Origin of the sequence: Stenotrophomonas sp. Iso1 (assembly GCF_027497995.1) — a bacterium.
Taxonomy (GTDB): domain Bacteria; phylum Pseudomonadota; class Gammaproteobacteria; order Xanthomonadales; family Xanthomonadaceae; genus Stenotrophomonas.
Genome location: NZ_JAODBT010000002.1, coordinates 460,024 through 472,756, shown reverse-complemented (window position 1 = coordinate 472,756; position 12,733 = coordinate 460,024). Strand labels below are relative to the sequence as shown.

Annotated in this window: 14 protein-coding genes and 1 tRNA gene; 1 reads left to right on the top strand and 14 read right to left on the bottom strand. The window is 62.2% G+C overall.

What is annotated here, in order from left to right; translation table 11 throughout:
* Positions 1-2 precede the first annotated feature (2 nt).
* The 14 genes from nuoE to trpB all read right to left on the bottom strand — a co-directional run bounded on the left by nuoE (position 3) and on the right by trpB (position 11,616).
* Complete coding sequence (nuoE, locus tag PAN08_RS11065; protein WP_269791564.1) at positions 3-530, bottom strand: NADH-quinone oxidoreductase subunit NuoE; 528 nt, start codon at positions 528-530, stop codon at positions 3-5.
* 91 nt (positions 531-621) lie between these two features.
* Positions 622-1,851 (bottom strand): NADH-quinone oxidoreductase subunit D, encoded by a 1,230-nt coding sequence (locus tag PAN08_RS11060; RefSeq protein WP_269791906.1) that lies wholly within the window; start codon positions 1,849-1,851, stop codon positions 622-624.
* Positions 1,852-1,940: 89 nt separating this feature from the next.
* Positions 1,941-2,693, bottom strand: coding sequence for an NADH-quinone oxidoreductase subunit C (locus tag PAN08_RS11055; RefSeq protein WP_269791563.1), 753 nt, complete (start codon positions 2,691-2,693; stop codon positions 1,941-1,943).
* Between the two features lie 33 nt (positions 2,694-2,726).
* A complete protein-coding gene (locus PAN08_RS11050) occupies positions 2,727-3,281 on the bottom strand; it encodes an NADH-quinone oxidoreductase subunit B (protein WP_269791562.1) in 555 nt (184 codons plus the stop codon).
* Entirely contained in the window at positions 3,272-3,628 is a 357-nt protein-coding gene (locus tag PAN08_RS11045) for an NADH-quinone oxidoreductase subunit A (RefSeq protein WP_057633772.1), read from the bottom strand. The genes PAN08_RS11050 and PAN08_RS11045 overlap by 10 nt, the downstream gene beginning before the upstream one ends.
* A gap of 111 nt (positions 3,629-3,739) precedes the next feature.
* Positions 3,740-3,824: transfer RNA gene (locus tag PAN08_RS11040), tRNA-Leu, on the bottom strand.
* 48 nt (positions 3,825-3,872) lie between these two features.
* Complete coding sequence (secG, locus tag PAN08_RS11035; protein ID WP_269791561.1) at positions 3,873-4,304, bottom strand: preprotein translocase subunit SecG; 432 nt, start codon at positions 4,302-4,304, stop codon at positions 3,873-3,875.
* Positions 4,305-4,331: 27 nt separating this feature from the next.
* Positions 4,332-5,087 (bottom strand): triose-phosphate isomerase, encoded by a 756-nt coding sequence (gene tpiA / locus PAN08_RS11030; RefSeq protein WP_269791560.1) that lies wholly within the window; start codon positions 5,085-5,087, stop codon positions 4,332-4,334.
* A 168-nt stretch (positions 5,088-5,255) separates the two neighbouring features.
* Positions 5,256-6,194 carry a 2-oxoglutarate and iron-dependent oxygenase domain-containing protein gene (locus tag PAN08_RS11025; RefSeq protein ID WP_269791559.1) on the bottom strand — a complete coding sequence of 313 codons (939 nt, stop codon included), beginning with the start codon at positions 6,192-6,194 and terminating at the stop codon, positions 5,256-5,258.
* Between the two features lie 70 nt (positions 6,195-6,264).
* Positions 6,265-7,620: a phosphoglucosamine mutase gene (gene glmM / locus PAN08_RS11020; protein ID WP_269791558.1), complete on the bottom strand. Its 1,356-nt coding sequence runs from the start codon at positions 7,618-7,620 to the stop codon at positions 6,265-6,267.
* Positions 7,620-8,501, bottom strand: a complete 882-nt coding sequence (gene accD / locus PAN08_RS11015) for an acetyl-CoA carboxylase, carboxyltransferase subunit beta (protein ID WP_269791557.1) — start codon at positions 8,499-8,501, stop codon at positions 7,620-7,622. The genes glmM and accD overlap by 1 nt, the downstream gene beginning before the upstream one ends.
* Positions 8,502-8,964: 463 nt before the next feature.
* Entirely contained in the window at positions 8,965-9,768 is an 804-nt protein-coding gene (gene trpA, locus PAN08_RS11010; protein WP_269791556.1) for a tryptophan synthase subunit alpha, read from the bottom strand.
* Positions 9,769-9,775: 7 nt separating this feature from the next.
* On the bottom strand, positions 9,776-10,402 hold the full coding sequence (locus PAN08_RS11005) for a hypothetical protein (RefSeq protein ID WP_269791555.1): 627 nt from the start codon (positions 10,400-10,402) through the stop codon (positions 9,776-9,778).
* Positions 10,399-11,616: a tryptophan synthase subunit beta gene (gene trpB, locus PAN08_RS11000; RefSeq protein ID WP_269791554.1), complete on the bottom strand. Its 1,218-nt coding sequence runs from the start codon at positions 11,614-11,616 to the stop codon at positions 10,399-10,401. The genes PAN08_RS11005 and trpB overlap by 4 nt, the downstream gene beginning before the upstream one ends.
* A gap of 94 nt (positions 11,617-11,710) precedes the next feature.
* Here trpB and PAN08_RS10995 point away from each other — a divergent pair, with 94 nt between their 5' ends.
* Positions 11,711-12,601 carry a LysR family transcriptional regulator gene (locus tag PAN08_RS10995; protein ID WP_269791553.1) on the top strand — a complete coding sequence of 297 codons (891 nt, stop codon included), beginning with the start codon at positions 11,711-11,713 and terminating at the stop codon, positions 12,599-12,601.
* The last annotated feature ends 132 nt before the right edge of the window (positions 12,602-12,733 follow it).

Genomic DNA, 12,733 nt, shown 5'->3' with positions numbered 1-12,733 from the left:
TCTTACTCCAGCCCGTCCAGCAGCGCGTCGACCTGGTCCAGCGTCAGGCGCTCATGGTAGTGACCGTTGATGACCATCATCGGTGCGCCAGCACAACCTGCCAGGCACTCTTCCTCACGCTTGAGGTAGACGCGGCCATCAGCAGTGGATTCACCGTGCTTGATACCCAGCTTCTTTTCGCAATGGCGGACGATATCGTCGGCGCCGTTGAGCCAGCAGCTGATATTGGTGCAGATGGCGACGTTGTTGCGGCCGACCTTCTCGGTCTCGAACATCGAGTAGAAGGTAGCGACCTCGTAGGCCCACACAAACGGCAGGTCCAGGTACTTGGCCACGGCAGCAATCAGCTCATCGCTAAGCCAGCCTTGGTTCTGCTCCTGTGCCGCGTGCAGACCCTGCAGCACCGCCGAACGCTTGCGCTCCGGTGGGAACTTGGCCAGCCAGTGATCAATATGAGCACGAGTCTTGTCGCTCAACACCACCACCGGGTCGACGTCACGCGCCGCCTCGAAATTACCTGTCGCCTTCATCGGCCGACCTCAACGAATACCAGATCATGAAGAACCGATGCCCGCAGCAGACAAGCCGCGCAGGCAACGGACGTTGTGTTGTTAGCCGGCATTACCGGTCGACCTCACCAAACACGAGATCGTAGGTACCGATCATCGCCACCACGTCAGCCAGCATATGGCCGCGCACGATCGAATCGATCGAGGACAGGTGAGCAAAGCCCGGTGCACGCAGATGCGCACGGAACGGCTTGTTGGCACCGTCGGAAACCAGGTAGCAGCCGAACTCGCCCTTGGGCGCTTCCACTGCGGCATAGGTTTCACCAGCCGGGACGCAATAGCCTTCGCTGAACAGCTTGAAGTGGTGAATCAACGCTTCCATGTCGTCCTTCATCTCCGCACGCGCGGGAGGAGCGACCTTGAAGTTCTTGACCATCACCGGGCCGGGGTTGGCCTTCAGCCACTGCACGCACTGCTTGATGATGCGATTGGATTCACGCATTTCGGCAACGCGGACCAGGTAACGGTCGTAGCAGTCACCATTGGTGCCCAGCGGGATATCGAAGTCGACCGCATCGTATTTGGCGTACGGCTGCTTCTTGCGCAGATCCCAGGCAATGCCCGAACCGCGCAGCATCACACCGGTCATGCCCCAAGCCAGCGCATGCTCCGGCGTGATCACACCGATACCGACCGTACGCTGCTTCCAGATACGGTTATCGGTCAGCAGGGTCTCGTATTCGTCAACGCGCGAGGGGAACTCATTGGTGAAGTTCTCCAGGAAGTCGAGCAGCGAGCCTTCACGCGAAGCGTTCAGACGCTTCAGCGCATTGCCCTTGTGCCAACGCGATTCCTTGTACTTCGGCATCGTGTCCGGCAGGTCGCGATAGACGCCGCCCGGACGGTAGTACGCGGCATGCATACGTGCGCCGGAAACGGCTTCGTAGCAGTCCATCAGCTCTTCGCGTTCGCGGAAGGCGTAAAGCATCACCGCCATCGCACCCAGATCGAGCCCGTTGGAGCCCAGCCACATCAAGTGATTCAGGACGCGCGTGACTTCGTCGAACATCGTGCGAATGTACTGCGCACGCTCCGGCGCTTCGACTCCCACCAGGGTTTCGATAGCGCGTACGTAAGCATGCTCGTTGCACATCATCGAGCAGTAATCCAGGCGATCCATGTAACCGATCGACTGGTTGTACGGCTTGGATTCGGCCAACTTCTCGGTCGCGCGATGCAGCAAGCCAATATGCGGATCGGCACGAACGATGGTTTCGCCATCCATTTCCAGAATCAGGCGCAACACACCATGCGCGGCCGGATGCTGCGGGCCGAAGTTCATCGTGTAGTTGCGGATCTCCTGCCGGGATTCGGCGGGATTACTGGCAAAGGCCTGCGAGGCCTGATGGAATTCTTTGTTTGCTGCCGCGCTCACTTGCTTGCCTCCGTCTGCGCGCGCTCGCCTTCCGCTGTCTGGAAGCGAGCGTCATCGCGGATCACGCGCGGTACGCCGACACGCGGCTCGACCGAAGTCACCGGCTCGTACACCACACGCTTCTTTTCTTCGTCGTAACGCACTTCGACGTTGCCGATCAGCGGGAAATCCTTGCGGAACGGATGGCCCACGAAACCGTAGTCGGTCAGGATGCGACGCAGATCCGGGTGACCTTCAAAGATCACGCCATACAGGTCGAACGCTTCGCGCTCGAACCAGTTCAGACCCGGCCAGACATCAACCAGCGAAGCAACCACCGGCAGCGCCTCAGCCGGAGCGAAGCAACGGATGCGCAGCGCCTGGTTGTGCTGATAGGAGCGCAGCTGGACAACGACCGCGAAGCGCTGCTTGGGCATTGCGTCGAACTGGGCGCCATCGGCGGTTTCGTGACTGGGGAATTCACCCCAGGCGAAACGGCCTGCACCGGTGCCTTCCACGCCACGACTGAAGCCGTGCGCAGAGACATCGGAGGTATCCCACTCGTCGCTGCCGTAGCCGAGGTAATCGACACCACACAGGTCGGTAGCGTGCTCGAAGCCGAATTCGTCACGCAGCGCCAAAGCGACTCCATGCCAATCAGCCGACGGAACCTCCAGCGTCACTTCGCCGCGCGGTTCAACCACAGAGACCTGCGCACCGGCGAAACGCGCGCGAAGTCGGTCAATGAGTGAAGATGCTTGCTGGGCCATGGGGGCTGGCGTGCTCTTGATTTGAAAAGGGGATCAGCGGGCGATGGTCTGGGTGCGCCAGATCTTCTTCTGTAGCTGAAGAATGCCGTACACCAGCGCCTCGGCAGTCGGCGGGCAGCCTGGGACATAAATGTCCACCGGCACCACACGATCACAGCCACGCACCACTGCATAGGAGTAGTGGTAATAGCCGCCACCATTGGCACAACTGCCCATCGAGATGACCCATTTCGGGTCAGGCATCTGGTCGTAAACCTTGCGCAACGCCGGGGCCATTTTATTGACCAGCGTGCCAGCAACGATCATCACGTCGGACTGACGCGGCGACGGGCGGAACACCACACCGTAGCGGTCAAGATCCAGGCGCGCCGCACCGGCGTGCATCATTTCCACCGCGCAGCAGGCCAGACCGAAGGTCATGGGCCACATCGAGCCGGTACGTGCCCAGTTCAACAGTGCGTCAACGCTGGTGGTCACATAGCCCTTCTCGAGCAGAGGGTTGTCGCCTTCGGGACGGAGAATGTCATCAACCCGCCCTTCCGGGGTCGGATTGTTCATCAGGCCGTCGAGAGTCTGAATCACTCCCATTCCAGCGCTCCCTTCTTCCACACGTAGATAAAGCCGAGGAACAACATGCCCACGAACAGACCCATGGTGACCAACGAACGGGCACCCAGCTCCATGAAGACCTGAGTCCAAGGCACGATGAAGATGATTTCCAGGTCAAAGACAATGAACTGGATGGCGATCAGGTAGTAACGCACGTCGAACTTCATGCGCGCGTTTTCGAACGCCTCGAAGCCACACTCGTATGCGGAGAGTTTCTCGTTGTCCGGCGAACGGGGAGCGAGGAACCGACCGATGAGCATCAGCGTCACGCCGATGCCGGTGGCGACGATCAGAAACAGCAGGGACGGCAAATATTCGGCCAGCACAGCGATTCTCTCTTGCCTCTGCCCTGAACACCTGACGGTGACCGGGCATGGGGGATTGACGGGACTTGCCACCACGGGTGCTACTGCACCCGCGAACCCGCTTACAAACTATGGTGCCCAAGAGGGGACTCGAACCCCTACGACTCTCGTCGCTACCACCTCAAGGTAGTGCGTCTACCAATTCCGCCACCTGGGCCTACGTCAGCACTACTGGTCTGCAGTGCGCCGCGTATTGTAACCGTCTTCAGTCTTTATGTGAGCTTTCGACGGGCTTTTCTTCATTTCCCGAGGGAATATTTTCCGCCGGGGCAGTTGCCTGCGGCACTTCGCCCACAGCAGCTGCCGACGGCGCAGCCTGCAGCTCACCTGCCGGCACCGCCGGAGCGACCACCGGAGTGGCAACCTGCGACATCACACCCAGGTTTTCGCCCGTCGGGCGAGCACCGTGAGTGGCGTACCACGCCATGAACAGACTGATGCCGAAGAACACCACGGCCAGCCACTTGGTGGACTTGGACAGGAAGTTGGATGCGCCACGCGCACCGAACACTGTACCCGAGGCACCGGCACCAAAGCCGGAGCCCGCAGCGGCACCAGAGCCACGCTGCATCAGGATCAGCGCGATCATCGAGATCGCCACCAGCACATAGACCACATTGAGGATCAACATCAGCATTTTGAAATCCGTCCCGGACAATTCCAGTTAGCGACCGGCGGCTGCCCTTGCGATGGCCAGAAAATCAGCCGCCACCAGTGAAGCGCCACCTACCAGCCCGCCATCCACGTCAGGCTGTGAGAACAGCTCTGCTGCATTGTCGGGCTTGACGCTGCCGCCATAGAGGAGCGACAACGAATCAGCGATTCTAACATCGCGCTCAGCGACTACGCCACGAATGAACGCATGCACCGCCTGCACCTGCTCCGGACTGGCAGTCCGGCCCGTACCAATCGCCCAGACCGGCTCATAGGCCACCACAGCCTTGGCGAAGGCCTCGACCCCTGCCAGCTCCAGCACCGGCGTCAGCTGTGAAGCGATCACCTGCTCGGTCTGGCCTGCCTCGCGCTGCTCCAGCGTCTCACCAACACACAAGACTGGCACCAGGCCGGCGTGAATGGCCGCAACAAACTTCCGCGCCACCAACTCACTGCTTTCGTGGTGATACTGGCGCCGCTCGGAATGGCCTACCAAACCGTAAGCCGCACCGACCTCCACCAGCATCGCCGCCGACACCTCACCGGTGTACGCACCCTTCTCATTGCAGCTGACATCCTGCGCGCCAAAAGCCAGCGAGGTCTCCTCGAAGTCCTCCGCCAGATCACCCAGATACGGCAGCGGCGGCAGGATCACCAACTCCACTCCCTCCAACGGCAGCCCGGCTGCCACCTGCCCCACCAGTTCGGCGGCGAATTGACGGCTGCCATGCAGCTTCCAGTTACCAGCAACGATCTTGCGGCGCATTCAGGAGCCACTCCCTATAGAAAATGTGGGCGAAGGATAGCTGAAATAGCGACACCAGCAGGACAATCGACGGACATCACAGGACAAAACGCAAAAACGCCGCCGGACCAAAGGCCGCGGCGGCGTCATTTACATCCCGGCCGACTACTACCGGCAGGCGGGCGGCGCTTACTTCAGCTTGATTTCGCGCAGGCGCTCTTCAAGGAAGCCGTGGGCGGTGATCGCCTCCGGATAGCGACTCGGGTTTTCCGGCGTGATGCACGAAGGCAGCACGTCGATCAGGAAGTCCGGGTTCGGGTGCAGGAAAAACGGCACCGAATAACGCGGCTTGCGCGCCAGATCACCCGGGGGATTGACCACGCGATGGATGGTGGACGGGTACACGTGATTGGTCAGGCGCTGCAGCATGTCGCCGATATTGACCACGATGGTGTCCGCATCCGAGGTGAACGGCACCCACTCACCTTCATGCGACTGCACTTCCAGGCCAGCGGCGCTAGCGCCAACCAGCAGGGTGATGAAGTTGATGTCGCCATGGGCACCAGCGCGGACATTGGGGATGTCGTCAGTGGTGATCGGCGGGTAGTGGATCGGCCGCAGGATCGAGTTGCCGTTGTTCGTCTTGTCGGCGAAATACTGCTCCGGCAAGCCGATATGCAACGCCAGCGCCGACAGCACGCGCGAACCCAGCGCGTCGAGCTTCTGGTACAGCGTGTAACCGTGCTCATGGAAACCCGGCACTTCGTTCGGCCACAGGTTCGGCGGCATCACCTCGCGGTACTTGGAGTCGTCAGGAATCTCCCGGCCGATGTGCCAGAACTCTTTCAGATCGAAGTGCTTGGAGCCCTTGGCGGTTTCCACACCGAACGGCGTGTAGCCGCGCGCGCCACCACCGCCAGCGACGTGGTACTGCTTCTTCACCTCTTCCGGCAGTGCAAAGAACGCCTTGAACACGCCATAGGCGGCGTCAATGTCGGACTGGGAGATGCCGTGGTTGCGAATGCCGGCAAAGCCCCACTGCCGGTAGGCAGCACCAAGCTCGGCGACGAAGGCCTCCCGATCACTCTCAAAGCGGGTGATGTCGAGGGTGGGAATGCGGGAACTCATTGAACTACTCCAAAAGGTAACGAGGCGCCGACATTGGAACCGGCACCCCGAGGAAACACCATGACCCTACTCAAACCTGTGCGGCAGCCGAACGCACCGCATCAGCCAGAGCCTCAAGCGTGGACGTCATCAGCCCGGCCTCGTCAGCCTCAACCGTGACCCGCACCACCGGTTCGGTACCCGAAGGACGCAGGAATGCCCTGCCCCGCCCGGCCACCGCTGCCTGCGCCGCTACCAAAGCGGCCTGCACCGGACCACTCTTGACCACTTCACGCGCGCCCGATTCCAGTCGCACATTGATGGTCTTCTGCGGCACCGCGGACAGCCCGGCCATGGCCTGATGCAGGCTGATATCTGCCCGGCCCAGCACTTCGAGCACCTGCAGCGCACTGACGATGGCGTCGCCAGTGGTGGCGCGGTCCAGGCACAGAATGTGACCCGAGGCTTCGCCGCCCAGCGTCCCATTGCCCTCGACCAGCGCCTGGTGCACGTAACGGTCACCGACATTGGAGCGAATAAACGGAATACCCAGGCGCTCCAGCGCTTGCTCCAGCCCGTAGTTGGTCATCAACGTGCCGACCACCGGGCCACGCAGGCGGCCATTGGCTTGCCATGCCTTTGCCAGGATGTAGAGCAGGCCATCGCCGTCCACGGCTGCGCCGGTGTTGTCGACCATCAGCACGCGGTCGCCGTCGCCATCGAAAGCGATACCCATGTGGGCGCCGGTTTCGACGACTTTGCGCGACAGGTTGTCGATATGCATCGAGCCCACGCCATCATTGATGTTGATGCCATTCGGCTCGGCACCAATGGCAATCACCTCAGCGCCCATCTCGCGAAACAGCAGCGGAGCAACGTGATACGTGGCGCCATGTGCGCAATCGAGCACGACCTTGAGGCCGCGCAGATAGAAATCGCGCGGCACGCTCGCCTTGCAGAATTCGATGTAACGGCCAACAGCGTCACGGGCGCGCACTGCCTTGCCGAGGTGCTCGGATTCCACCGTGGCGAACGGCTGGTCCAACGCGGCTTCCAACGCCAACTCGGTGGCATCGTCGAGCTTCTCGCCCTCACTGGAGAAGAACTTGATGCCGTTGTCGTGATGCGGATTGTGCGAGGCACTGATGACGATGCCCGCATCGGCGCCCAATGTATGCGCCAGGAATGCCACGGCCGGCGTCGGTATCGGCCCGATCAACTGCACGTTGGCGCCGGCGGCGACCAAGCCCGCTTCCAGTGCCGATTCGAACATATAGCCGGAGATGCGCGTGTCCTTGCCAATCACCACGGTTGGCTGATGGCCATTGCGCTCGGCCAGCACGCGGCCGAGCGCATTGCCCAGACGCATCACGAAATCGGCGGAAATAACCCCCTGCCCGACCCGGCCGCGAATGCCGTCGGTACCAAAATACTTGCGCACACCCATCAGACAACGACCTCTTCGTGCTGCGGCTGGCGCATCATCATCGCCAACAGATCAGCCAGGCGATCGCGCATTTCGCGACGATCACAGATCTGGTCGATGGCGCCGTGCTCCAGCAGGAACTCCGAGCGCTGGAAGCCTTCCGGCAGCTTTTCGCGAACGGTCTGCTCGATCACGCGCGGGCCAGCGAAGCCGATCAGCGCCTGCGGCTCAGCGATGTTGATATCGCCCAGCATCGCAAACGAGGCCGAAACGCCACCGGTGGTCGGATGGGTCAGCACCGAGATGTACGGCAGGCCAGCTTCGCGCAGCTTGGCTAGCGCGGCCGAGGTCTTGGCCATCTGCATCAGCGAGAACAGACCTTCCTGCATGCGCGCGCCGCCACTCGCGGAGAAGCACACATAGGGCGCCCCCATTTCCAGCGCTGCTTCAGCAGCAAGCGCGAAGCGCTCGCCCACCACCGAACCCATCGAGCCGCCCATGAAGGCGAAGTCGAACGAAGACGCCACCAGCGGACGCCCCTTCATCAGGCCGCGCATGGCGATCAGCGCGTCGTACTCGCCAGTGTTCTTCTGGCTGGCCTTGATGCGCTCGCCGTACTTTTTCTGATCCTTGAACTTGAGCACGTCGGTCGGCCCGAGACGGGCGGCGATTTCGGTGGTGCTGTCAGCGTCAAAGAGCGCAGCCAGACGCGCGCGTGCGCGAATGGCCATGTGATGCCCGCACTTGGGGCAGACCTCGAGGTTTTCTTCCAATTCGGGGCGGTACAGGGCCGCGCCGCAGCTGCTGCATTTTTCCCAAAGGCCTTCTGGGACGCTGCGCTTCTTGGACGGCGTGTTGTCGGTGCGGATGCCAGACGGCATCAACTTGCTGAGCCAACTCATGCGGAATGATGGTTCCATTCAGGGCGGCCCAAAGGCCGCGACAGGGGCGACAGTCTAGCTCACCCCTGCGACCACGGCGCATCCACGAGATGCCTGAATCCCTACTGCTGCGTACGTTTGGGCGGGAGCGATGGCCGCCGGAAGTCCCGCCCGGCCCCTCCGCCTGCCACCAGGATGAGAAGCCTTCAGGCCCAGCCGCAAACGTACTGCCGGCGGCGTGCCCGGGATTCTCCCCAAGCCGGGCAGGCGCACGCACCCGGAAAGCGCGTGTCTCGACAGGTACGAGAGCTGCCTGAACCCTGTTCGCAAGTACCCAGAACTACGTGTTTGCTGGACGTTGTAGGCCGACGTAGTGCACGGGACTATCGCCTTATCCGGCGCTTAGCGCGCCCTCCCCCACCCACTGGGAGAAGGAGATCCAGGCGGGCCAGCTTCGCCACTGGCCGCCTTTCACGCGGGTGCTTCAGCTACCCAATGCCTCGCGCAGCGGTTTGAGGAAGCGGCTGGCAGCCTCGGCGGCGGCGGCCGGATCCGCTGCTTCGGCGATAGCCGAGACCAAGGCACTGCCGACCACTACACCATCAGCATCCACCGCCATGGCAGCAGCGCTGGCCGCATCCTTGATGCCAAAACCGGCAACCACCGGTGCATTGGAGCGGCTACGCAACAGACGCAAGCGGTCACCCGCCGCAACACTGTCCAGCCGCTCGGAGGCGCCGGTGACGCCCGCAAAGCTGACGTAATAGAGATAGCCTTGTGCAGCATCGCAAAGCAGGTCGAGACGCGCATCGCTACTGGTCGGGGAAGCCAGCAAAATCAACGCCAAGCCAGCAGCAGTGAACGCAGCCCGGGTCTCTTCGGCTTCTTCCGGAGGCAAATCCACCAGCAGCACGCCATCCACACCGGCGGCGATGGCCTCTTTGGCGAAATTGGCAGCGCCACGGATTTCGACGGGATTGAGGTAACCCATCAGCACCACCGGGGTGCTCGCATCGCGCTGACGGAACGCCGCCACGCTGTCGAATATGTAGCGCAGGCTCGCGCCTCGGGCCAACGCGTGCTCGGAGCTGCGCTGGATGGTGGGGCCGTCAGCCATCGGGTCAGAAAACGGCACCCCCAGCTCGATCACATCGGCGCCGGCCTCAACGAGGGCATGCATGACCGGCACGGTGGCTTCCAACGACGGATCGCCCGCCGTAATGAAGGGAATCAGTGCCTTGCGGCCTGAGGCCCGCAGACGGGCGAAACACTCATCGATTCGGGTCATAGGCATCTCAGGCACATCCTTCAATCAGTTCAACTGCTTCGGGCTGACCCCAGTAGATCGAGGTCACCAACCCATTGAGTGTTTCCAGACGCAGGGCCAACGACTTGGTCTTGTCGGTCCAGGTCAGGTAGTCGCCATCGGGCGAGGCGTAGGCATGCGGGCTGGTCACCACGCCGGCCGGAAGGCGCCGCTTGGCCTCAATGGCAGTCATGCCCACCCACAACCCATAGGGCAATGCAGGAGCATCGACGGGGGCCATATCCACCTGAATGCTGGGATCGTCGGCCACGTCCACTTCAAAGCGGGCGATCTTGTCGGCAATCACCATCATCGACACCCCCTTGGGCAAGGTGCCGCCGTCGTAGTACTCGCAATCACCTTCCATCAACTCGCGCATTCCCGCAGAGACAAATGCCTTGTCTGCGGGCGCCTTGCCGAACGGCGCGTTGATGCGTAGTTCGCCCAGTTGCCCAAGGTCGGATGGTGCGGCCGCAGTCGGTGCGGCGGTCGGCGCTACCGGTGCCACTTCCGAGGCAGACGCATCGGCCGGCACGACCTCCTGCTCGGCAGGCTTACAGGCAGCCAACGTGGCCACCACGCACAGCAACGCTCCCCGCATGATCGAGCCGCTCATAGCACCAGCCCTTCGCGTGCAGCGATGGTGTGCACGTCTTTGTCACCACGGCCGGACAGGTTGCACAGCACCAGCGCATCCTTGGGCAACTCGCGCGCCAACTTGATGGCATGCGCCACCGCGTGGCTGGATTCCAGCGCCGGCAGGATGCCTTCGATGCGGGTCAGGCGATGGAACGCGGCCAGCGCCTCTTCGTCGGTGATGCCGACGTACTCGGCTCGACCGGTATCGGACAGGAATGCATGCTCCGGGCCAACCCCGGGGTAATCCAGGCCAGCGGAAATCGAGTGGGTTTCGGTGATCTGCCCATCATCATCGCAAAGCACATAGGTGCGGTTGCCGTGCAGCACGCCCGGGCGACCGGCCGAAATGGAAGCGGCATGGCGACCCGTGTGGATGCCATCACCTGCCGCTTCGGCGCCGTATATCTTCACATCACGGTCGTTGAGGAAGGCATGGAACAGGCCAATGGCATTGGACCCGCCGCCAACGCAGGCGGTGATGGCATCGGGCAAACGGCCGTAGTCTTCCAGCATCTGCGCGCGCGCTTCGCGCCCAACAATTGCGTTGAAATCACGCACCATCCGCGGATACGGATCCGGGCCAGCCACGGTACCGATGATGTAGAAGGTGTCGCGCACATTGGTCACCCAGTCGCGCATCGCTTCATTGAGCGCATCCTTGAGCGTGGCCGAGCCGCTGGTTACCGGCACTACCGTCGCACCGAGCAGCTTCATGCGGTAAACGTTGATTTTCTGCCGCTCGATATCGGTGGCGCCCATGTACACCACGCATTCGATGCCCAGCCGTGCGGCTACCGTGGCGGTGGCCACGCCATGCTGACCGGCACCGGTCTCGGCAATGATGCGGGTCTTGCCCATCCGACTAGCCAGCAACGCCTGGCCGATGGTGTTGTTCACCTTGTGCGCGCCGGTGTGGTTCAGGTCCTCGCGCTTGAGCAGGATCTGCGCACCGCCCACGTCCTTGCTCAGGCGTTCGGCGTGGTAGATCGGGCTGGGCCGGCCGACGTAGTGCTTCAGGTCCTTGTCGTAGGCCGCAATGAAGGACGGATCTACCCGCGCTACGTCGTAGGCGGCAGCCAGCTCCTGCAACGGTCCGACCAGCGTCTCCGCTACGAAACTGCCGCCATAGCGGCCGAAATGTCCACGGGCATCGGGGAAAGCATGAAAATCGGAGATTGACGGATCAGTCATGGCATCAGCGTTACGAGGAACAGGCATGCACTCTAACGCAGTCTTAATGACATAAAAATCTATAATTTGGCGGTCATATGTTAGAAAAACTCACATGAAAACCAGCCACCCTCTACCCTCACTCAATGCCCTGCGCGCTTTTGAAGCCGCGGCACGCCTGCGCAGCGTGAGCCGGGCAGCGGCCGAGCTGCATGTCACCCACGGCGCGGTAAGCCGCCAGCTGCGCGCATTGGAGGAAGAACTGGGGCTCGCCTTGTTCGAGCGCGACGGTCGCGGTATCCGCCCGACAGCCGCCGGCAATCGTCTGTTGGAGGCAACATCGGGGGCGTTCTCGCAGCTGCGCGATTGCATCACCGCATTGCGTCGCCCGCAGCGCGGTGATGCCTTTGTCCTGGGATGCCCCGGTAGCCTGCTCGCGCGATGGATGATCCCGCGCCTGCAGAATCTGCAGCGCGACCTACCCGGATTGACCCTGCATCTGGCCGCACAGGATGGCGACTTCGCTCCCCACCTGGACGGCCTGGACGCCGCCCTGCTGCTGGGCCAAGCGCCGTGGCCGGCAGGCTGGAATGTACATACGCTCGCACCAGAGCGCATCGGCCCGGTATTCAGCCCGTCGATCCCTGGCGCAAATCTACTTGTGCATCAGCCGATCGAAGCGCTGTTGTCACACGAATTACTGCATACCCACTCGCGCCCACAGGCGTGGCCGACGTGGGCGACGCTGAACGGTATCGACAGCGAGCGCCTGCGTTACGGCACCGGTTTCGAACATCTGTACTACCAGTTGGAAGCTGCTGTGGCGGGGCTCGGTATTGCCATCGCACCGGAGCCACTGGTGGCCGATGACTTGGTCAATGGGCGTTTGATCGCGCCATGGGGGTTTGTCGATACAGAGGGTTGCTGGGCACTGTGCACTGCCAGCAATCGGGATGATCCTCGTGCACAGGAACTGGCGGACTGGCTGCAACGCCAACTGGCCTGAATTCGCGCCGTAGGTGCGACCTTGGCCGCAAAGTCGGCTACCCATCCGTCCCACCCGAAAACCGTCTCCAGGCATCGTTGGATCGCAGGGCCATGCCGCGCCCGGGCCTTGGCACGCTTCGGAGCCCAAGAC